31 protein-coding genes are annotated in these 19,934 nt (G+C 41.5%); 10 read left to right on the forward strand and 21 right to left on the reverse strand.

All coding sequences use genetic code 11. From position 1 onward, the window contains the following. Positions 1 to 4: 4 nt before the first annotated feature. Together LCM11_RS07500 and LCM11_RS07505 are read right to left on the reverse strand one after the other, a co-directional pair. Entirely contained in the window at positions 5 to 865 is an 861-nt protein-coding gene (locus LCM11_RS07500) for an AraC family transcriptional regulator (RefSeq protein ID WP_224893626.1), read from the reverse strand. Positions 866 to 1,047: 182 nt separating this feature from the next. Next, positions 1,048 to 1,518, reverse strand: coding sequence for a thioesterase family protein (locus tag LCM11_RS07505; RefSeq protein ID WP_224893627.1), 471 nt, complete (start codon positions 1,516 to 1,518; stop codon positions 1,048 to 1,050). 343 nt (positions 1,519 to 1,861) lie between these two features. On the opposite strand from LCM11_RS07505, the gene LCM11_RS07510 reads away from it, so the two are divergent. After that, positions 1,862 to 2,626 (forward strand): polysaccharide deacetylase family protein, encoded by a 765-nt coding sequence (locus LCM11_RS07510; RefSeq protein ID WP_224893628.1) that lies wholly within the window; start codon positions 1,862 to 1,864, stop codon positions 2,624 to 2,626. A gap of 24 nt (positions 2,627 to 2,650) precedes the next feature. Here the strand turns inward: LCM11_RS07510 and LCM11_RS07515 are convergent, their stop codons facing one another. From LCM11_RS07515 to LCM11_RS07540, 6 genes are all read right to left on the reverse strand, one after another. Beyond that, positions 2,651 to 2,932 carry a hypothetical protein gene (locus LCM11_RS07515; RefSeq protein WP_224893629.1) on the reverse strand — a complete coding sequence of 94 codons (282 nt, stop codon included), beginning with the start codon at positions 2,930 to 2,932 and terminating at the stop codon, positions 2,651 to 2,653. 211 nt (positions 2,933 to 3,143) lie between these two features. Continuing rightward, complete coding sequence (locus LCM11_RS07520) at positions 3,144 to 3,590, reverse strand: hypothetical protein (RefSeq protein ID WP_224893630.1); 447 nt, start codon at positions 3,588 to 3,590, stop codon at positions 3,144 to 3,146. Positions 3,591 to 3,658: 68 nt separating this feature from the next. Continuing rightward, positions 3,659 to 4,186: a GNAT family N-acetyltransferase gene (locus LCM11_RS07525; protein WP_224893631.1), complete on the reverse strand. Its 528-nt coding sequence runs from the start codon at positions 4,184 to 4,186 to the stop codon at positions 3,659 to 3,661. Between the two features lie 151 nt (positions 4,187 to 4,337). Then, positions 4,338 to 4,796, reverse strand: coding sequence for an ASCH domain-containing protein (locus LCM11_RS07530; RefSeq protein WP_224893632.1), 459 nt, complete (start codon positions 4,794 to 4,796; stop codon positions 4,338 to 4,340). Between the two features lie 35 nt (positions 4,797 to 4,831). Further along, the gene (locus LCM11_RS07535) at positions 4,832 to 5,398 is read right to left on the reverse strand and encodes an SGNH/GDSL hydrolase family protein (RefSeq protein WP_224893633.1); all 567 of its coding nucleotides are present in this window, start codon (positions 5,396 to 5,398) and stop codon (positions 4,832 to 4,834) included. Positions 5,399 to 5,449: 51 nt separating this feature from the next. Beyond that, entirely contained in the window at positions 5,450 to 5,863 is a 414-nt protein-coding gene (locus LCM11_RS07540; protein ID WP_224893634.1) for an RDD family protein, read from the reverse strand. 200 nt (positions 5,864 to 6,063) lie between these two features. On the opposite strand from LCM11_RS07540, the gene LCM11_RS07545 reads away from it, so the two are divergent. Next, positions 6,064 to 6,255, forward strand: a complete 192-nt coding sequence (locus LCM11_RS07545) for a hypothetical protein (RefSeq protein ID WP_224893635.1) — start codon at positions 6,064 to 6,066, stop codon at positions 6,253 to 6,255. A 44-nt stretch (positions 6,256 to 6,299) separates the two neighbouring features. After that, entirely contained in the window at positions 6,300 to 6,506 is a 207-nt protein-coding gene (locus LCM11_RS07550; protein ID WP_224893636.1) for a hypothetical protein, read from the forward strand. On the opposite strand, the gene LCM11_RS07555 is transcribed toward LCM11_RS07550, so the two are convergent. Both LCM11_RS07555 and LCM11_RS07560 read right to left on the reverse strand, forming a co-directional pair. After that, positions 6,498 to 6,659, reverse strand: a complete 162-nt coding sequence (locus LCM11_RS07555) for a hypothetical protein (protein ID WP_224893637.1) — start codon at positions 6,657 to 6,659, stop codon at positions 6,498 to 6,500. The genes LCM11_RS07550 and LCM11_RS07555 overlap by 9 nt on opposite strands. Continuing rightward, positions 6,652 to 7,518, reverse strand: a complete 867-nt coding sequence (locus LCM11_RS07560; protein ID WP_224893638.1) for an alpha/beta hydrolase family protein — start codon at positions 7,516 to 7,518, stop codon at positions 6,652 to 6,654. The genes LCM11_RS07555 and LCM11_RS07560 overlap by 8 nt, the downstream gene beginning before the upstream one ends. A 205-nt stretch (positions 7,519 to 7,723) precedes the next feature. Between LCM11_RS07560 and LCM11_RS07565 the strand changes: the two genes are divergently transcribed. From LCM11_RS07565 to LCM11_RS07580, 4 genes are all read left to right on the forward strand, one after another. Beyond that, a complete protein-coding gene (locus LCM11_RS07565; RefSeq protein ID WP_224893639.1) occupies positions 7,724 to 8,296 on the forward strand; it encodes a DUF2975 domain-containing protein in 573 nt (190 codons plus the stop codon). Between the two features lie 11 nt (positions 8,297 to 8,307). Beyond that, positions 8,308 to 8,529 (forward strand): helix-turn-helix domain-containing protein, encoded by a 222-nt coding sequence (locus tag LCM11_RS07570; protein ID WP_224893640.1) that lies wholly within the window; start codon positions 8,308 to 8,310, stop codon positions 8,527 to 8,529. Further along, on the forward strand, positions 8,530 to 8,775 hold the full coding sequence (locus LCM11_RS07575) for a hypothetical protein (protein ID WP_224893641.1): 246 nt from the start codon (positions 8,530 to 8,532) through the stop codon (positions 8,773 to 8,775). A 190-nt stretch (positions 8,776 to 8,965) separates the two neighbouring features. After that, positions 8,966 to 9,364, forward strand: a complete 399-nt coding sequence (locus LCM11_RS07580) for a hypothetical protein (protein ID WP_224893642.1) — start codon at positions 8,966 to 8,968, stop codon at positions 9,362 to 9,364. A gap of 125 nt (positions 9,365 to 9,489) precedes the next feature. Here LCM11_RS07580 and LCM11_RS07585 read toward each other — a convergent pair whose 3' ends face one another. After that, complete coding sequence (locus tag LCM11_RS07585) at positions 9,490 to 10,119, reverse strand: hypothetical protein (RefSeq protein ID WP_224893643.1); 630 nt, start codon at positions 10,117 to 10,119, stop codon at positions 9,490 to 9,492. A gap of 282 nt (positions 10,120 to 10,401) precedes the next feature. On the opposite strand from LCM11_RS07585, the gene LCM11_RS07590 reads away from it, so the two are divergent. Beyond that, positions 10,402 to 10,707, forward strand: coding sequence for a DUF3243 domain-containing protein (locus tag LCM11_RS07590; RefSeq protein ID WP_224893644.1), 306 nt, complete (start codon positions 10,402 to 10,404; stop codon positions 10,705 to 10,707). A 209-nt stretch (positions 10,708 to 10,916) separates the two neighbouring features. Further along, entirely contained in the window at positions 10,917 to 11,786 is an 870-nt protein-coding gene (locus tag LCM11_RS07595) for a DMT family transporter (RefSeq protein ID WP_224893645.1), read from the forward strand. A 75-nt stretch (positions 11,787 to 11,861) separates the two neighbouring features. Here the strand turns inward: LCM11_RS07595 and LCM11_RS07600 are convergent, their stop codons facing one another. The 8 genes from LCM11_RS07600 to LCM11_RS07635 all read right to left on the reverse strand — a co-directional run bounded on the left by LCM11_RS07600 (position 11,862) and on the right by LCM11_RS07635 (position 17,516). Continuing rightward, a complete protein-coding gene (locus LCM11_RS07600) occupies positions 11,862 to 12,392 on the reverse strand; it encodes a hypothetical protein (RefSeq protein WP_224893646.1) in 531 nt (176 codons plus the stop codon). Positions 12,393 to 12,509: 117 nt separating this feature from the next. Further along, positions 12,510 to 13,754 carry a cytosine deaminase gene (codA, locus tag LCM11_RS07605; protein ID WP_224893647.1) on the reverse strand — a complete coding sequence of 415 codons (1,245 nt, stop codon included), beginning with the start codon at positions 13,752 to 13,754 and terminating at the stop codon, positions 12,510 to 12,512. After that, positions 13,751 to 15,013: a cytosine permease gene (codB, locus tag LCM11_RS07610; protein ID WP_224893648.1), complete on the reverse strand. Its 1,263-nt coding sequence runs from the start codon at positions 15,011 to 15,013 to the stop codon at positions 13,751 to 13,753. The genes codA and codB overlap by 4 nt, the downstream gene beginning before the upstream one ends. A gap of 551 nt (positions 15,014 to 15,564) precedes the next feature. After that, the gene (locus tag LCM11_RS07615) at positions 15,565 to 15,780 is read right to left on the reverse strand and encodes a hypothetical protein (RefSeq protein ID WP_224893649.1); all 216 of its coding nucleotides are present in this window, start codon (positions 15,778 to 15,780) and stop codon (positions 15,565 to 15,567) included. Positions 15,781 to 15,866: 86 nt separating this feature from the next. Next, on the reverse strand, positions 15,867 to 16,076 hold the full coding sequence (locus LCM11_RS07620; RefSeq protein WP_224893650.1) for a hypothetical protein: 210 nt from the start codon (positions 16,074 to 16,076) through the stop codon (positions 15,867 to 15,869). Between the two features lie 42 nt (positions 16,077 to 16,118). Beyond that, positions 16,119 to 16,667 carry a flavodoxin family protein gene (locus LCM11_RS07625; protein ID WP_224893651.1) on the reverse strand — a complete coding sequence of 183 codons (549 nt, stop codon included), beginning with the start codon at positions 16,665 to 16,667 and terminating at the stop codon, positions 16,119 to 16,121. Positions 16,668 to 16,767: 100 nt separating this feature from the next. Beyond that, entirely contained in the window at positions 16,768 to 17,136 is a 369-nt protein-coding gene (locus LCM11_RS07630; RefSeq protein WP_224893652.1) for a VOC family protein, read from the reverse strand. 32 nt (positions 17,137 to 17,168) lie between these two features. Beyond that, the gene (locus LCM11_RS07635; protein ID WP_224893653.1) at positions 17,169 to 17,516 is read right to left on the reverse strand and encodes a VOC family protein; all 348 of its coding nucleotides are present in this window, start codon (positions 17,514 to 17,516) and stop codon (positions 17,169 to 17,171) included. A gap of 890 nt (positions 17,517 to 18,406) precedes the next feature. On the opposite strand from LCM11_RS07635, the gene LCM11_RS07640 reads away from it, so the two are divergent. After that, positions 18,407 to 18,622: a hypothetical protein gene (locus LCM11_RS07640; protein WP_224893654.1), complete on the forward strand. Its 216-nt coding sequence runs from the start codon at positions 18,407 to 18,409 to the stop codon at positions 18,620 to 18,622. Between the two features lie 98 nt (positions 18,623 to 18,720). On the opposite strand, the gene LCM11_RS07645 is transcribed toward LCM11_RS07640, so the two are convergent. Further along, positions 18,721 to 19,350, reverse strand: coding sequence for a DUF1700 domain-containing protein (locus LCM11_RS07645; RefSeq protein ID WP_224893655.1), 630 nt, complete (start codon positions 19,348 to 19,350; stop codon positions 18,721 to 18,723). A gap of 6 nt (positions 19,351 to 19,356) precedes the next feature. Then, positions 19,357 to 19,770 (reverse strand): PadR family transcriptional regulator, encoded by a 414-nt coding sequence (locus LCM11_RS07650; RefSeq protein ID WP_224893656.1) that lies wholly within the window; start codon positions 19,768 to 19,770, stop codon positions 19,357 to 19,359. Between the last annotated feature and the right edge of the window lie 164 nt (positions 19,771 to 19,934).

The following is a 19,934-nucleotide window of genomic DNA, read 5'->3' on the forward strand; positions in this document are numbered from 1 at the left end:
TCCTTTACTTCACCGGTATCCATATTTCTGAATAATAGTCCTCGCTATAAGGATCTCCCTCAGAATAGACCTCCAGATCCGGCGTTCCGGCATGTTCATACCCGCTGGATGGAAACCATTCAGAATAGATCTGCTTCCAAACCTTTTGAATGGACAAAGGCATGGGACCGTGTACTTCGAATACCGCCCATTTAGAAGCAGGCAGCTCAAGTTGTGAAAAACGCTCAGGAACCTCTCCTTTGTGAGCGGCTGCAATCCAATAGTCAATTAGTTCAGCCTGAACATCACTTTTATCCACGCATACACCGAGAAGTCCCCGAATATCTCCATCATTTAAGATAGTTAACTCTCCAGATGTTCCATCTCCATTTACCTTCTCCCAAAGTTCGGGAATAACCCGCTGATTTTCTCCGTTTTCGCAGGATAGTTCCCACTTCACTCCCGCTACTTGAATAGGACCTTTTTCTACCATGTGGTATAACATCGGTTCTGCTCCTTTCACATTTACCTGAATCACCAGGCGGTTATAGGATTGCATCTTTCCCGTAAAGCATTTCGCTTCTCTAGGAGTGATCCCATGTTGGTTTTTGAATGCTTTCGAGAAAGACTCAGGAGTGTCATATCCATACTTTAAGGCGATATCGATCACTTTACCATTGGTTTTGGAAAGTTCATGAGCGGCAAGCGTTAACCTTCTTTTCCTGAGATACTCGGCCACTGGTATTTCAGTCAACAGTGTAAACATACGTTGAAAATGAAAGACGGACGTATCAGCCTGGCTTGCGATTTCTTCTATCGAAATGTCTTCAAGCAGATGGTTTTCCATATAATCAATCGACCGCTGCATGGCCTCCACTAATGTCATATGAATCACTCCCTGTATCTATAATAACCTTGCCAGGTGGGGAAATCCTGTTCATTTCTGCTTGATTGGAACAGGTTTTAAGACGTTTTTCTTTTATTATATCATCACCTTAAGTTTGCAGCCTTTGTTTAAGACAGTATAGAAAAAGGCAAGCAGCGTCACTGCTTGCCTTTTTCTATACATTATTTTTTCCGGATTCCAATCGTCCGTCCAGCCTGTTTGATATACTCCTCATTATCCTGAGCCTGATAAATACCGCGGATGGCGGCAGCTACAGATTCCGGGAATGGAGCACCTCGGCCCTCTGTTTGATTAATACCCATCAGCATTTCCTCAAAGGTCGCCACAAGTTCGCCCGACTCATTTTTCATTGTGAAAAACATATGCATGCGCTTTGAATCGTAATCCAGTATCTTCGCCGTTATTTCAAAGGCCGCCTTTTCCTTCACTTCCTGAAGATAGCACGTATGAGTTTCCAGTGTAAAAATGGTGTAATTCCACTGTTTACGTGCTGCTGGATCAAGACCAATGTGTTTAATAAAAGCGTCAGTGGCCAGGCTGAAAGCGCGGCTATATTCCGCATCATTCATATGCCCGTTATAATCGACCCAATCTGCAGGAACGGATTTTGTATAACGAAAGGATGGTTTCATGTTTGAGCGCTCCTTTATGAGTAAGTTTTCTCTGTCTCTTTCGGCCAATATTCCTGGACGAGGTCATAAAGACGAACAAAAATTTTATTTCGGCTGCCCCATCGCAAAAAATATATTCCAATGAGAAAGTACAAATTAAGAGTATCTGCATGCCTTCCCTGGCATAAATTCCGGTCAAGATCATCATAATAATAAAGAACCTGACCTGCACGAATTAACGTGCAATTGGTTCATCTTTTTTGCTGGGAAAGAGCCTTGCGCTCTGCCCTTTTTTAAATGCAGTGCCGGGATATGTAAGGGAAGGTCCTGAAACAGGTAAAGTGTGGGAAAGGAAGGGTTGCTAATGTTAGGTCGATTCATTATTTTATCAGGTGTAATCAGTATGTTTCTGTCGAGTTTTTCCCCAGTGGCCTCAAGTGTCGATTATTACCCTTTACAGACTGAATTCCCTAACCATATGCTTTATCAGGGACAAATCCAGGATAAAATAATAGCTCTAACCTTTGACGATGGACCAGACCAGCAGTACACACCTGAGATATTGGATATATTGCACAAACATCAGGTGAAAGCTACGTTTTTCTTAATGGGATCACGTGTAGCCAAGCACCCTGATGTAACGAGACGTATAGTGGACGATGGACACGCTATTGGGAATCATACGTACTGGCATCCGAATCTGGCTGAAGCAGACGTTCATCAAATGGAATGGGAAATAAATCAGACCAATAACCAAATATATCAAGCTACGGGACAAACCACCCAATGGTTTAGAGCCCCCTATGGTGCTTTAGACGAGCAGCAGGTACTGAGCCTCGGATTTTTAGGATATAAGGGAATCGGCTGGTCTATTGATACGGAAGACTGGAAGGGACCGGGCGACAAAGCCATTACTCGGCAAGTTATTCAAAATGTCCATCCCGGTGCGATTATTCTGATGCATAATGCGGGCCACTGGACGCAGGATTTAACTGGCACGGCAGAAGCTCTTGATGAGCTTATTCCCCTATTAAAAAGACATGGGTACCAATTCGTTACGGTTCCGCAAATGTGGCAGCTCAATCATCACGGTCAAATTGCTTCTCAGCGTGCAAAAGAAAAATCATGAAATAGGAAGCCTGTTAAATGTGCTTTATCCCATGTAAATATCTTTAAATTCCTTAATGGTTGCCGTTTCTTTGTTCAGTGTGTCTTTCATTTTCGTGCCGCATTTTTCACTGCAAAGTGCAAACATTGCGTCAGATCCATCCTTTTTAGCTTCAGAATCTGTGGTCGTTACAATCATAGGAACACTGGTATTACGAGTCTCTAACCATAATTGAGTTATGGTTCCTTCCTGATCTGAATAATCTACACCTTCAGCAAATTTAACACTTAACCCAAACACCGGATCATTTTCTTTAATTTTTTTCATGCACCAGGAACATCTCAACATTCGATCACGTCCTTACCTATAATAGATTTTTGGTCCAGAAGATAACGCAGCCGTAGATGGCATGAATTTCAGACACTTTCTCTATCATTATAAACAAACCATTGAGAGACACAACCAATCATCGCTTCTATGAACTAGCCGACCATAAAAAACCTTGATCAGCCGAATGATCAAGGTAGAAATATTCCCATTAATAAGTGCCAGTTAAAATACTCTCTATATCATTCAAACTTGACATCAACGTTATTATGGGAAAAATCATAACCATTAGTACAGCGAACAGGACGATTCTCTTATGTTTTCCCCGGTTGAACTCCTTGATGATCAAAAGGGGAATGGCAAAGATCGATGCGAAGAATAAGAGGTAATCCTGTTTCAGCTGATATACCCTTTCTACCAGCATATCGATGTGCCACTGTTTATCCTCGGATGGATGAAAGTTGATTTTCTCTCCTTTTATCCCCAATAAATTATGAGACTGCACGAGCACGGCTTCTTCTTTTTTCTCAATGATTTCATATCCGAGTGGTGAATAGCTTATTTCATAGGCCATAATGTAGGACAAAACAAAAGCTATGATGATAAATAAAATGTTGAGGAGAAACCCTCTAATTTTACTTAGTGTCTCTTCACTCATCCTCCCTCACCACGCTTCGCGGAATGTTACACTCTGATACTTTGATGATATCTAACCACTCCTAACGTTTAATAGTTTTTCATGTGCTTCAGCAGCCCTCGAATGTCTTTCCACCCATACACCACTTCATCCAGCGTTTTACCCGACACTTCAATCTCCTTAGTATTGATTTTCTCCGCTCCTAATTTTTCATAGAAGACCCGCGATTCGTTATCCGCCAGCACGAGGACCAGCATAGATTGAATATTCATCTTGTTCAATTCTTGAATAATGGGCTTTATCAATTGTTTCCCGAGACCTTTTCTCTGATGCTCTTTCACTACATACAAGGCATATAGTTCACCTTCATAATCCGGATAGTTTCCCGATCTTTCCTGCCCGCCGTTTGAGAAGCCTATTATGTCACCTTCATTATCTTCAGCTACATAAACTGCCTGTTCCTTGATCAATCTCTTCCATTTCTGCGTTCTATTTTCATAGGTCATACTTGATAAATAATCATCTGGAACGATATGTTCATAGGTGCTGAGCCAGGTATCGACCTGAACTATTGCCACGCTCTCTGCATCCTTTACAGCTGCTCTTCTTATCTTCATCCGTCACACCCTTTATTCACAAGTTCAAAGCAGGTTTTTATTACTTTTTCAAAAATATGTAACGTAAACGCATGGTAGAATTACGCCCTGGTCTGGTGCCTATTCGCCTCCCCACGGATAAGGTGGTCTAACGTAAGAGCAAGAAGCCCGCTTACTTCTTATACAGCAGCTTTAACTTTTCACACACCACTGGTATTTTATAATGGAAATCTTTATGGATCTCTTCAAGCTCATTTCGGAAAAAGGATTCATGAACCTCGCGCCAATACCTTAATGTACGGTCCCCTTCCCCTTCCATAAACGCATGCTCTTCTGTAACTTCATCAAATGGTACAATCTTTACGGAAGTCGTTTCCATAATCGCAACGGCTTCACCATCGCCATCCAGAATAATATTGTGAAGACCACTGTTTGGTAAGTCTTCATTTTCCCATTCGTAGATGGTGTAGTTCGATGAGGTAGCGGTCTTTCTCCCTTCCAGCACCAGCTCTGCCAGTTGATCGGCCATTTCTTTTGAATCACCAAAAGCCCAGGCTTCATAATGGTCTGGTGCATGTGGATTTATTTTACGATAATCTTTCCAGAGTTGTATGATAGAATCTTTAGCCATCACAATAGTCCTCCTCCTATTTACATTAGTTTCCCCTATAAACGAATGCTCTTTATTTTTTTAGTGATTAATTCGACAAGAAAGTCATACCCTTCTTCCCCAAAATGAAGACCATCATCTTTAATGCCTTGCAATTTAAACGGATAATCCTCCAAAGAAATCAATTGATGAAAGAAGTCTACGAAATGACAACCTGTGTCTCCCGCTACTTCTGCGGCTGCGGAAGCGTATTGATCTAAAACTCTATTGGTTCTTGCCTTTTGAATCTTTTCATCTACAGGTGCCGGCGAGATTAGAATGGTTTTCTCAGGACTGATTCGCGCCACCATTTCATAGAGATTCTTCTGGTAGAGATCAAGAGGGATGTTTTTATGAAAAGCAGCGTCATTCGCACCAAAAAAGATGGTTACTCCATCTGGTTTATGGCTCATCACATCCCGTTCCATTCTCTCCAGCCCGCCTACTGTGTTATCACCTGATACACCTGCATTGATGAATTCATACTGATTCAACTGCTTAGCGAGTTTCGTTGTAAGCATAGGTTCTTCAAAACCTTCTTTCCTCGCAGTCAGACTATCTCCAAAACACACGAATGTTTTCATAGAATTCTCCTTTCTCACGGGATTATAGACGGGGGCATGATTCCTCAGATCTTATTTACACGGTTTGCATGAACATTCCGTTTCTTTCACGATGGTGCCTGAATAACGATCATGCGGCATAAGGGTGCCTGCTTCTAATTGAAAGCCTTTCCTGTCCTTTAAATAGTCTAAACTGCTTATGAAGTCACGGTAAGCCATACGCTTCACGATCTGTCTGGAGGATGGCCTTCCTCCCTCTTCCGTTTCCAGTGTTAATCCTAAAGCCTGGTATCCAACGGTCGAGCCGCAAATTCTCAGCTGAGTGTACTCCAGAGACCACATAACCACAGTTGGTGTAATTAACGCGTGAACTGCTTCATTTTTCACTTTCTTCCGAAGCAGCTTTTCCACACCAAAGGCTACAGCTGTAGAAATAGCCAGGTCTATAGCAAACGCAGCCCCTCTCTTCTTTGTCACCGATTTCATATCTTGTTCCTCCTCGAATCCTAGTAGATACCATGTACTAACGATTTCACCCCTTGAAAAGTTTCATAATAACTTTCTTCCCCCAAAATATGCCACCTCAGGTCATCCATTTTATGGATGACCTGAGGTGGCATATTTTGGATTCCGTCTGTTTTGTGCTGCAGCTAAGGAGGTATATGGCTAAAAAAGGAGGGATTTGTATGTATATAGCAGGTACGATCGTAATGTCTATTGCTCTCACAGCCGGCCTTGTTATCGGTTTTTTCTACCCTGCCTGGAAGGAGCAGAAAGGAGAGCCTATGTCAGAGAATCAGATTCTTGGAATTCGAGGTTTGGGAATAGGGCTTCCACTTGCAGCTTTTGTCATTCTTCAATTCGTATTGAGAATATAGCCTGACCGTAGTTTGGCCTCGACTTAGAGGTGTGGAGTTTCCTCTTGAATCTCTTTTTTGTTTCAAGCGTCCAACTTGTTCTTTACTACCAGCATTCAGGTGAACCATCTCTTTTTAAAGCGATACAGGTAACCCACCTGCAACCCATCTTTAACCGTCACGATAGCGGTACAGCGAACTTCTTTCTCTCTCACGTAAACGATATACATATCGGCAATATCCGCTTCGCTATTGTATCTATGTTAGGATGACTGCATCTTGATGTTCCCCCTAAGTCCGGCTTTTTCCTGATTGACTAAAGCCCCGCGTACTTCCAAAAACGTCCATACGAAAACCAGCGTATCCACCAGAATTAAATAATGTTGTCGAATGATAACCTTCTCTACTTCATACGTATCATTCATTAATATGCTGCTGGAACCACTGGTCCGTTTTGTCGGTGTACTCCTCCACATAGTGTTTCAGACTATGTTGTCCGTCCTCATATTCCACATATTCATAATCGGCATTTTCTCGCGAGAGCTTGCTGCTTAATTCTCTTGCCTGCTCGACCGGCACTTTCCAATCATCTTCTCCATGCATGATCAGAAGGGGCACATCGAGCTGGTCCGGCCAATACACGGCGGAACGTTTTTCAAAAGCTTCTCTATTTTCCTCTGGATCTCCAACGAGTTCGTCTAACATTCCCCGCACGACAACTCTCTCCTCATAAAAGTTAAATAGATCCGTAATCCCTCCTACGACGGCAGCCGCTTTCATATCTACTCCATCTTTTATAGCGAGATAGGTCATCATTCCTCCTCTGGATAATCCAAGCATTACCTTATTCTCTACATCAACATTTGGGAGTTCTTCCGCTGCCTGAACGAGATTCAGCACATCATTCACATCCGCTCCTCCAAACTCTTCCTTGCCTTCCCCGCCATCATTTCCGCGATATTGGGAAGCTAGCACTACGTACCCTTTGTTCGCCCATAAAGATAAGTAAGTAGCAAGTATCTTCTCATCAATCTTTCCATATTCCTGATTCCCGTAACGGTTAAAGATCAATAGAGGAAGATCTTTTTCTATCTCTTTGGGTCTGACCATAACCCCCTTTACTTCAAGTCCATCACTTCTATAGGTAATTTTATAGGTTTCTGTAGTTTTAGAAAGCTCCGTTTCTGGCACCTCGATTTTTTCTTTACTTAGAATACGATCATGGCTGTCTGCTTCACAGCCGACGAGCAGTAAGATAAATACGATCAACAGCAGCTTCTTCATTCTACTCCCCCTCTTTTAACTGAATCCTTCTATATAGATACGAAACCATTCAAAGAACGTTTCAACTATTCCGGACTGCCTTTAAACCATTCATTCAATAAATATTTATCGTTTTTCAATAAAAAGTTGTTGTAAATTATATATAGGTATCTTATACTGATTTACAGAAATTCCATACATATTCTTACATAAGGGGAAATTTTTTATGAATGTAAACTGGTTTTACAAGCTTGGCTCCATTCTATGTATCATTCTTTTTTATTTCGTCTCACTGATCGGTTTATTTGCGATAGCAAGTCATATCGGTTACCTGTACTTTCCAAACAGCGCTTTTACGAATTCTTTAGGCTCCTTTGACCCTATTTACTCATATTTAGTGTTGAATTTTGAAAAACAGCCGGAACTTTATGAGAAAACGTCTTTTCTTCAATTATCTTTTTTGAGTGAATTAACTACGATCCTTTTTGCTGCTGTCTTTCTCTGGTTAATGCATAAGTTTTTAAAAACCATTGTTCAGGAAGGTCTATTCACTTATAAAAACGTATCCATTCTTACAAAGCTCGGCCTTACAATCGGCATTTTAGGTACAGGGTTTACCTATACAAGTGAATTGCTTACCTCAAAAGCCGTAGATGAATTAGAAATAACGAATGCCTCTGTCCATTATTCCAGCTGGTTTTTCATAGATACCCTTATTGGAGGCATCCTCCTGATCATTATTGCGAGTGCTTTAAAGACGGCCGTTCATGCCGTGGAAGAAAACAAACAAACCATTTAAGGCGGTTTAATATGATTCGAATCAAGCTAGATGTAGTCATGGCCCAAAGGAAAATCTCACTTAACAGATTATCTGAATTAGTAGGGATTACGCCTGCCAATCTATCCATCTTAAAAAATGAAAAAGGGAAAGCCGTCCGATTTTCCACCCTGGACGCTTTGTGTAAGGCACTGGACTGTCAGCCGGGGGACCTAATGGAATATAGAGAAGCAGATAACGAAGGAGGATTATAAATGTGGGCGATCTGTTCTAGAGAATGTATCGATTTATTTAAAGGATTCAAAGCTGTGCTGATCATCAGCATACTTATAGGCATGTCTTTTGCCTCTACAAAACTAGGTTCAGCTTTTCCAGGCCAGGCAGCTGGCATCTCTCAGAAGGACGCTCTGGTTTTAACCTTTACACTGTTTGGCATTCTATTTGTATTTGCGTTATCTCATAGTGTTCTTAAGCGGAATGGAAAGAATACGCCCTATTAGTCCCCGTTCCATCAGAGAAAGAAATACCAGCAGTTGTCTACGCTTTGAGTCAGGAAGGAATCGACATCTACTCTGTTCATGTAGAAGAACCATCCTTACAGGAAATCTTTTTAAAACAGTAAATCGACTTCTTCTTATGATAGAAAATGAAATAAATCGTTGAACTTTCTTTAGTAAGGAGGCTATAAAAATGATATGGCCTAGAATGAATCGAAAAAAAGAATTTTTTAATTATATCGATACACATAAACACGATGTTTATCAGATTAGCCTCCTGTTAGTTGGAGATCCATCCGCCGCTGAAAGAATCTCCATGGAAGCTTTTCATTACGTTTACGATCAAATGGATAACCCCCGAAGTACTCATCGGCTGTACGGGAAAATTGTGCATCTTGCTATGGATTATTTAAATGAGGGGCTGATGGAAGAAAACAGCCAATACAACGGGAAGAATACCAGCTCCCGCTCCCATACACTTCTCGAAGAATCACTGCTTTGCTTATCTCTTAGAGAACGGGCCGCCATCGTTTTGAAGTACACTTGCTCGCTGCCAGCAGATGATGTGCAGGAAATTCTAACGATTGAATAGTTAGAACGAGTAGATTTTCCTCAATGAATATAGCCCATTCAAACCCAAAAGGCGGTTATTTAATTAAATAACCGCCTTTTAGTTAAGTCTGAACTAAGACTCAACTTAAAACTCCCGCACCTGCCTTAACGAATAAGCTCATAAACTTTCGGAGATAGGTCTTCTAAATTATGATCTTTCACTTTAGAAAAGTGAATCCAATACTTTACTTCCACGGAATAATCCTCAGTCAGGTCTTTTGTAAGATGAATCTTTTTTGCATTTTCCCCCATTACTTTTACACCTTTTACCTCTGGATCATCTGTTACCACTAACGTTAAGATAGGAGAGTCCGGATCATCATTGATCATATAGGGAGCACTCCCACTAAACTCTCCCCCAGTTTCCCATTCAATGGAATCAGATGTATATTTTAGAACGGCAAAGTTTATCCCTTCCGCTGCCGTGTGCGTAAACACATAAATATAGTCGCCTTTGATTTCATAATCCACGATCTTATCTGCTTTCAAGAAGTCATTTTGCTCCATTATATTCGAAATCTGTTGTTCCAATGGTACATCATTTGATTTCGCAGCCATATCATCAGCACTATCTTCCGTTTCCGAATTCTTATCCTTTTCATTATGATCATTTGAGGCAGCCACAGGATTTTCTTTACTTAATTTACTATCCTTCGTATGCGACACACGATCTTCATCGTTGGAACACCCTAGAACAAATAGAAATGCGATCGCTAGTAATCCAAACTTTTGCAAAACAGGCCCCCTCCCATGTTTTCTTATATATTATCCATCTACGAGAAATCAGGTAAAAAATTTCATTTTTTACATTTTTTTCAAACTAACTTTCTAAAAACTTCAGGAAAAGAACCGTTTCTTTGCTTTATTTTCTAAAGCTAATATTTCCCCCTGTTCAGCCCGTCTAAAAAACAGAATTCAGTCCCTAATCAGAGGTCGAGCACATCCAAACCACCTCAAACGTTTATACAAATCCTTCCAGGGAATAGTATTGTACAATAACAAAAGGAGGATTTTACTATGGCTGAAAAAGATCCGAAACATGAAGCAGCAAAGATGAGTGAAGACAAAAAAGATGACATTATGAAAAGCTTCGAATCGTTCAAGGATTATTTAGGAGATCAGGTTAATAAAGGTGAAAAACTGGGCCTTGGTTCAGAAGGTCTTTCTAAAGGGGCTAAACGGGTTGCGGATTACCTTGCCAAGCATGAAGAACCCCGCAACCGCGAAGAGAAAGTCCTCAATGAACTATGGAACGCAGCCAATAAAGAAGAGCGTGAACACATGGCTCACGTACTAGTTAAGCTTGCTGACCAAACCAACTAATAGAGTAAGAAAAAGCCGGCTTCCTATTACAGGATGTCGGCTTTTTCGTGGGTAAAAAGAAAGGCAATTCCTAATATAAAACCTATACTTTCGTCTATATTTTATGACTCATAAAAAAAATTGTAGTATAACGTTTAGATGATCGGTTCTTATGGAATACACATGAGACATCAACTATTATCAACAACTTTATAAATAGGAGGTTATATATGAAATATCTTGGCTTTATTTTAGTTATGCTAGCTGCCATCCTTTGGGGAATAACCGGAGGAATTGCTGATATATTAATGAACAAAGGCTGGAACCCTACTGTCATTTCGTTTTACCGGGGAGCCGTAGGTCTTGTTTGTGTCTTGCTGTGGTTCCTTACTCGTCCCAAACAAAACTGGCCGGCATCTCCCAAAATTTATTTGTGGGCTATTCTTGCAGGACTCGGGGTCGCAGGAAACTTCACCTTGTATTTCCTAAGTATAGAAGCAGCCAGTATTGCCATAGCTGCTACCTTAATGTACACCGCTCCCATCTTTGTCTTATTAGTTTCCTTCATTACGGGAATAGAAAGATCGAGCTGGGTTAAATGGGGATGCATTGTCGGGGTCCTAATCGGAATTGTGTTACTTACCGGGGCCTATAACGCCGGATCTTCTTCCGTTACGCTTCTAGGTGCTGGAGCGGGACTTGGTGCTGGTATTTCATACGCCATTTTCATTTTCGGATTTAAAAATGCTTCCTTGCATGGTAATCCACAGTCCGTATTAACCATCGCATTCTTGACCTTTAGTATCGCTCTATTGCTATTCATTGATCGCAGCCAAGCCGCTTCTGTTTTAACTTCAGGTGATTTAGGATGGTTTATTTTGCTTGGTCTGGTGGGCGCAGGCATATCATTTGTGTTTTATGTGATCGGTGTCAGACGGACGGCTCCCTCCACGGCTTCGATGGTTGCTATGATCGAACCCGTGACGGCTTCCTTATTTGGTGTAGCCATTCTTGGAGATACCCTGACGTTTATTCAGCTAATGGGCATGATTCTTATTCTGGCTACCATCACCTTCTTAAGCGTGAAACAGTCTGGCTGAAGGTTTTAGCCATATAAAAATACAGGCCCGGCATAAGACCGGGCCTGTATTGAATAAGGACCATATGGAGAATAATTAAAAAGAATACAGTCCATTTTTTTGCGGCTTATTTAATACCTTGTCCACTTCCTCAGTATTATAACGGTTAATTTGCGGAGTACGCTCATTATTTTGGGACAAAGTAAAGGTTTCTTCTTTATTATTCCAGGTTACGATGACCTCAAAATTTTCATCTTCTTCAACACCATATTGTGTTGATGGGTTGCTTTTCTGTCTCCAGGTATTGTATTCCTGAAGCCGGATGCTGCTCCCACTTTCGGGAGAGACACCTTCAATGGAAACTTGAACGGATGTGGAGTTTCCTCGCGTTGACGTATGGTTTTTATCTCCTGGGTTCCCTTTATACGTGAGGTTGGAAATTTGAGTTATTTTAAATGTATGATCCCCCTCATGTTGTACCTGTTTTACTTCCAATGTAGCTCCCCAGGTTTCACTCTCTCCGTAAAACACCATAGGAGAATCGAGCTTTACTTCATTATGGGAACACGCGGTTAATACTAGTAGTGAAAAAGAAGTTATGATTACAAATAAAAGCTTACCTTTCATGTTTCCCCTCCTACATTTATTTTCCATAAAACGTTTCAAATTGCATGAGGCCCCTTCACATGAAAACAAATCTGCCGTTTCATGTGAAGGGGCCTTATAAAAAATAGTTCTACTTTGTTATTGTTCATTGAAATAAAGAGTCGTTTCACCTGGTTTCGTTTCCGATAAGATCCTGCCATGACGGATAGAGTATTGGACAACCGCCTGCTTTCTGACCGCTTCGTATTCATCCTCAGCGTCGAGAATAATCAGATTGGCCGGACGCCCAGCCTTAAGACCATATCCTTCTCTCAGATTCAAGATACGGGCACTGTTTTCGGTAATAAAATCCATGCCCTGTTTAATCTGGTCGTAACCCATCAGGTGAGACAGGTGAAGGCCCATGTGAAGAACCTGGAGCATATTTCCCGTTCCAAGTGGATACCATGGATCGAAGATGTCATCATGGCCGAACCCGAGATTGATGCCGGCTTCATTTAATTCTTTCACGCGGGTTAATCCTCTGCGTTTCGGATAGGTGTCAAAGCGTCCCTGCAGGTGAATGTTAACGAGAGGGTTCGCAATGATATGAATTCCGGACATCTTCAACAGACGGAACAGCTTGGACGTATAAGCATCATTATAGGAACCCATGGCCGTCGTGTGACTGGCGGTCACTTTGTCTCCCATGCCTCTTTCTAACGCTTCCGTTGCCACCACTTCTACAAACCTCGATTGTTCATCGTCAATTTCATCACAGTGCACATCAACAAATCGATCGTATTTCTCAGCAAGGTCAAAAGCAATTTTCAATGATTCCACGCCGTACTCCCGCGTAAATTCGAAGTGAGGAATTGCCCCCACTGCATCTGCCCCGAGTTTCAAAGCTTCTTCGAGCAGCTCTTTTCCATTGGGATAAGAAAGAATACCTTCCTGGGGGAACGCGACGAGCTGCAGATCGACATCTTCTTTTACTTCTTCCCTCACTTCGATAAGCGCTCTTAAAGCGGTCAGCTCTGGATCAGTAACATCGACATGGGTACGGACATGCTGGATACCATTTGCAATCTGCATAGAGAGCGCCTGTTTCGCTCTTTCTTTCACATCAGCTTCCGTGAGTTTGTCTTTTCGTTCAGACCAGCGCTGAATCCCCTCAAACAATGTCCCGCTTTTGTTCCACTCCGGATCTCCAGCGGTTAACGTTGTATCCAGATGGATATGCGGTTCGACGAATGGAGGGATAACGAGTGATCCATCTGCATCAATCACGTTCGAATCGCCCTCGTGCGTGGGTTCTTGCGTGATAGCCTGGAACACTCCATCCTCGATCCGTATCGTCCATACCCCTTCTTGATGACGTAGTTTCGCGTTTTGAATAATCATGCCACTTCTCCTTCATTGATCTTATTATCTGCCGGCTGTTCGTGCGCGGTAAGCTTAGAGGTAAGGGTGTAAATAAGCACAGAAGCAATGACGGCATTCACAGGAGCTATTCCCGGCACCCATTGAGCAGCCGCAACACCTGCCGTCCAGGCGATAATTCCGGACCACCTTACCTTTTTAAATGTCTGCTGTTCAAAAGAAGCTGTTCGTTCACGTCTATAGAGGTAATAATCGATTAAAATGATCGCTCCAATTGGCGGAATCGCGGAACCAAGCATGGTCAGCCATCCAACGAAATTGTTATACAGCCACATTGCCGTCAGGGTCCCAATGACCCCGTTGAAAATGACCACTTTGTTTTTACTGATTTTCGTGATGCTTGAGAATCCAAGTCCAGACGCATAGAGTGCATTATCGTTCGTTGTCCAGATGTTTAACCCCAGGACAAGAATGGCCGGAATGATCAGTCCTTGCGTGAACATCACTTCCGATATGTCCGCATTTCCGGTCGCCATCGCTCCAATAGCGCCGAATAAAAACATGAGCGAATTTCCAATGAAGAAAGCGATGACCGTACTTGTGACCGCTGATTTCTTCGTTTTCGAGAAGCGTGTAAAATCAGGCGTCAGCGTACCTGCGCTGATAAAGGAGCCGATACAGATGGTCAGCGCCGCTGCAAGTCCGAGTGATTCAGAAGGATTATGCTGTAACAGCTGTTCGAAACCACCCATACTTTCAGTTGCTTTCACAACAGAGAAACTCCCTAAGATTGTAATCATTGGAACCGCGATAAAGCTGAGCAGCATCAGAGCTTTCATCCCGAAAAACGCAGTCGCCGTCATTAATATTCCGGATCCGGCGATCAGCCAGATCATATCGATACCGGTTACTTTCTGCACGGGCAGTGCGAACATGACCACGCCTACACCGAACCAGCCTACCTGTGTTCCGCCAAGCAGCAGGGAAGCAAGGTAAGAGCCTTTTTCACCAAAAGCATAACGGCTCAGCAAGTGAGTGGACAAACCGGTTTTCGCAGATACATAAGCCAGTGCGCCTGTGTACGCTCCAAGGATAAGGTTCCCGGCTAAGACAACCGCCATGAATTGTACGAAGGTTAACCCTGCACCGAGCGTACCTCCTGACCACATGCTGGCGGAGAAGAACGTAAGTCCCATCATTACCATCAGCATCTTCCAAAATCCTTGTCGCTCAGACTGAGGCACAGCCGTTAATGCGAAATCACCATGTGTCGTTTTCATATTCCATTCCTCCAGTATCTTTTAGTAAGACACCGGTACCGGGAGCGAAAAAGATCGCAGACAAAAAGGCTTCCTGCCGTTTTTGTCCGACAAGAAGCCTTAAGATTCTGCATGAAAAAGGCACGGCACTCTTGGGAAGAGCACGCACGTTTTCCACTGATCTTTCTTTTAACGCTGTCCTTGTCAGCCTCACGGGACTGAATTAAAGGTACCAGTATGTTGTTGATAGTAGTATGACAAACATACGGAATACTTGTCAAATACTGATTTAAAAAACACCAAAAAACCCCACCTCAGGTCATCCATATTATGGATGACCTGAGGTGGGGTTTTTTGGGACAAATGGGGTTCTTGATGACTAAATCAACTTTATCTTTCTTTAATACTTTAAAGTGTGTTTACACCAGGGCGGTGCTGTATTACAATTTGTATTGAACAAGCTTTCTCACGTTTCTAACCAATTTTGTGAGAACATGTAGAAAAAGACCAAGCCGCTCAAGGACTCCACTTGTAAGAGGGGAGTCCTTGAGCCTTGTTAGGTAGATTAATATTTACCTCCGTATAGGTATTTTACTCGATTTGGCTGAGAGGTTATCAGAATTCTTCTCGCCCCTCAAATATGTACAAATCTTAGTCAGTTGATGAAAAATACCTAACAATACACCTAAAATAGCTCCTAGCAATAATGTGTTACCAAACCCTTCCGGAATAATCCCGAGAAAGAATGCAGCGCCTATGCTGATAAGCATATACATCACAACAATCATACCATCTCTCCACCTTATGAATGACAAATTACAATCTACTAATCCAGTATTCTAGATCCACTTGTGAATCGTACAGGGAACATCCATTAACTATTCAAAGACTTTTCTTTTCTGACTTTCCGAATATCAAAGAAGCCTATCATTCCACAGACAGCTGTACCTAATATCAAAATACAAGTAAGAATCCAATTCTCTCCCCAAGTGGAGATCCCGCTGAATAAACATGCCACCGCTACAGCTATGGCTCCATATCTCGCTCGCCATTTATCCAACAGGGAAGCATTCCCGCTTTCCATATGCACTCTTCTCCTTCTATCCAAAAGCTCCCTGGACCTCACTCAGCCCTTATTCATCAGACTCTTGTTCATAGCTTTCGCATATTCTATAGATTTCTCATCCTTTAAGATATCTAAAGGTTTCACACCGTCTCCTAAAATATAGTCAACAAAAGTAAAATTCATGAATTCACAAATATACTTAAATTGCTGAACGAGAGGCAGACCTTTGATTCTCGGTTCATCTCCTCCAACGGCTATTAAGTAAACAGGTTTATTCGTCATGGACGCTTTAAAATTAGGGAAATTATGGTCTCTTGCGGTTTGGGACCACCGGTCAACAAAGGTTTTCATCACACTGGACATCCCGTACCAGTAAATAGGTGTAGCAAAAATCAGTACATCCGCATCCATTACCTTCGAAACAATTTGATCATAATCATCTTCTACCTGATCAAACCCTTTTTCATCATGTCTTTGATCAACAATATGGTTCATCTGGTAATCTTTTAAAAATATTTTGTGGACCGGTAGCTCTCCTATAACGGTATCTGTTAACAATTCTGTGTTTCCGCCCTCGCGCGTTCCTCCATAAAGTACAACAATATTCAATCCAGTCACCTCATCCAAAATTTAATTTAGTATAGTTATCGGTACAAACCCTGCACGATATAGTTTGATCCTATCTTAATAGAAGCAGAACTCATAGCATTTAACACTGACATACCATCAGCATATTCCCATCCGGATCTTTGAAAACAAAAAAGTGATCATGCATCACCTCCGAGACGAGCTCCACATGCTGTTCTTTCAATAATCGGTAAGAGGCGTGAATATCATTCGAGCTGAATTGAACAGCTGGCACGTTCAAGGCAGGCAATTCACCATTATCCCCGCGCCACATTGGCATCTCATCAAACACCAGATCTATTCCATTCATATCCGCTACAAATAAGTGACCAAATTGAATCTCTCCTCCTTCAATACCTAACACACCCTCATACCACTCTTTGGCTTTTTCAATATCTTCAACCGGAATAAATACAGTATTTACATGATGATTAATTGGACGATCAGCCATCGTTACCCTCCCGTTCCTTAATTTCTAAACAGTTACCCGGACGTGCACGCAAGCAGTTTATTGCCTTCCGGATCATAAAAATGACAGCCATACATTTGACCACCAAAATTCTCAATCTCGTCTACCTTTACGTTCTTTTCCTTCAATTTCGTTTGGGTCAACTCAATCTCATCCGTTTCAAAAAGAAAAGGCGAATAAGGTAATGGGGTAATCTCTTTCACTTGCGCCTGTAACAAAATGAGCGATGGGCCATTCATTTTAAATTGCAGAAAGCCCTCCCCTTCAGCTTCTACCTCGAAATCCAGCACATTCTTATACCATTCTTTTGTACTTTCAAAGTTCACCAGGTGAATAAAACAACGATTGATTTTATTTTTCATAAAGTAAACTTCTCCTCTCTACTTTTTTAAGAAAAACTCATAGGTGGAGGATCATATATGTATTACGCGTGGTTGTTTACCTTCGCGACCACTATGATGATGGCTATCTTTTCCAGAGCCCCCCTTATTATTTGAATTTCATGTCAATTATTTCAAAATATTCTGTCAAGAGCAACTTGCCCTTTGTATAAAAAAAGAAGCTTACCTCTGACGGCAAACTTCCCTTGTCACTATGATATTTGCCTGCGTTTAACCGTTCATGATCCTTGTTTCACTAACTTATAATTAGCTGTAAAAGGACTTATGAGCATACCAATTCCAAATATGAAAAGACCGGTCACAATCGTAAAAAAATTATTGTCGAAAGGGGTTAAAAACAATCCGAATACAAGAAACGGAACCACACTTACAAACGTTACGTTAAACCTGGAAGGAAAATCTATTTTATGTTCACACCCGCACTTTCTGCAGGTAATCAATCCATAATGCAGATTTCTCTTTAAAATTTCACTCCATTTAAATGCTGTATCGCAACAATCACAACGAGTCATAGGAAAACACCAACTTCTTTTAATTTTGTTATGAAATGAGCCAGTACGTTTCGATTACCTTATCCGTCTGGCCAACCCACTATCTATCATGGATCACTTTCTAGAAAATCTCCAAGTAATGAGGGAGCTACCCCATTATGTAATACGCGCTGAATTTTTATGTTCCGAACCACGGAAAGCAGGATAATTTCCGTCCTTTATAGTATTAATAAATACAAGGATTTATCTACTCGCAATCCTTGTCGTCCTTCCAATTTTTCTCAACAATTCTAGTTATCTCACAGACTTGAGTGGGAAAATAGTAGGCAGGAACAAATTTAATCCAAGGAGGCATTTAAAATGGCAGAAGTATCTTCCATGAAGCAAGCCGTTGAAGTATTACGAGGTAAGGGACTATCCAATAGGGATATCCTTAGCAACGTAGATAACAGCCATTTCCCGTTTGATGATGAGGAAGTGGTCATGACCTTTATTGATTTGCAGATTGAATGTTCCTCTGATGAAGATTTTAATAAACTAGTGGCTTACTTATATGATTTTGACTTAAACAACTAAGCTGAATCCAGGATAAAAAGGAGACGGGCTCCTTAAGGAAGCCCTTATCCTGAATAATCGCTTTCCTGTTTTATCGTTATCCAGTTATTACAACCCCTCTAATAACTGGATAATTCTACTATCTTAACGTGGTTCTGATATAGAGATCGCATAGAGAAGTAAGTGCACGTCCACACCAGTACATAACAAGCAAGGTAAGCCATATTAAATGCAGCCAGTTCTCCAGTCTGCATGATGCTTAGCGAAAATAAACCAAAAGGGATCGCTAACACGGGGACCATTATTCGGCCAGCTTTGCGCAGAATATCCCCTCTCTTCGTCGTCATTTTAGTTTTATAGTAACCAAACAGCACACCGGCCCCGGCTATAAATTGTAATAAAAAAGGTAAAAATAACCCGATATCTATATTCTCAAAAATCAGCGGGAGAGCTAATGCACCAAATGGTGCGATGACTGAAATAACCGTAACGCCATACCAGTAATCCGGTATAGCAAACTCTTTCTTTTGCCTGCTGGTTTGTTCTTCCTGAAGAATTTCCTGACTCAGTTGTTCAGGGGACATAAAGGAATCAACAATTTGCTCTTCTGTTTTTCCTTCTTCTGCAACCAATTCCATAAGATGATCTCTGATTTCATTAAGATGAGCGCGTCGTTCGTCGGCTGGCAGCGCTCGTAAGTTGTATTCCAACTGAGTTAAATAATCTTCCACGGTATGACTTCTGTTCATGTGTTTCTACTCCCCTCCAGCTTGCAGGTTGTTTAAGAACGAATAAACCGTTAGAAACTCGTTCCATCGATCCTCAGAAATTTCCTTCCCTGCATCGGTTAGATAATAATACTTTCTGCTCCTTCCCTCATGCTCTTCTTTAAAAGAACCAATCCACCCATTCGCACTCATCCGCCGTAAAATAGGATAGATAGAACCGTCTGCTATTGGAAAACTACTGTCCTCTTGTAATTTTTTCGTGATTTGATATCCGTACATCGCGTCATTTTTTAAAAGTAAAAGAATCGCTAGTTCGAAGGTGCCTTTTCTTAATTGCGTATGCCATTTGTCATTTTTTGTATCCATAGCTACATAATATATCAGTGCTATATATGTGTCAATGACACATATAAGATACAGAGGCTGATTTTTGCAGGTCAACTCTCCCTTGTTACGTTTGAGGAAGCACTCTAGTCAAAAAAACTCTCCCCTAAAGAAGGAGAGAGTCATGTCATTCAACTATTAAGAAAACTGTCTTCATCCATCACATCCTCTAATTGTAAATAAGCTGAAAACCATCAATTGGTCTTCAGCTCCATTCCCTT

This window comes from Halobacillus halophilus, from assembly GCF_020171985.1.
In the GTDB taxonomy this organism is placed as follows: Bacteria; Bacillota; Bacilli; order Bacillales; family Halobacillaceae; genus Halobacillus; species Halobacillus halophilus_A.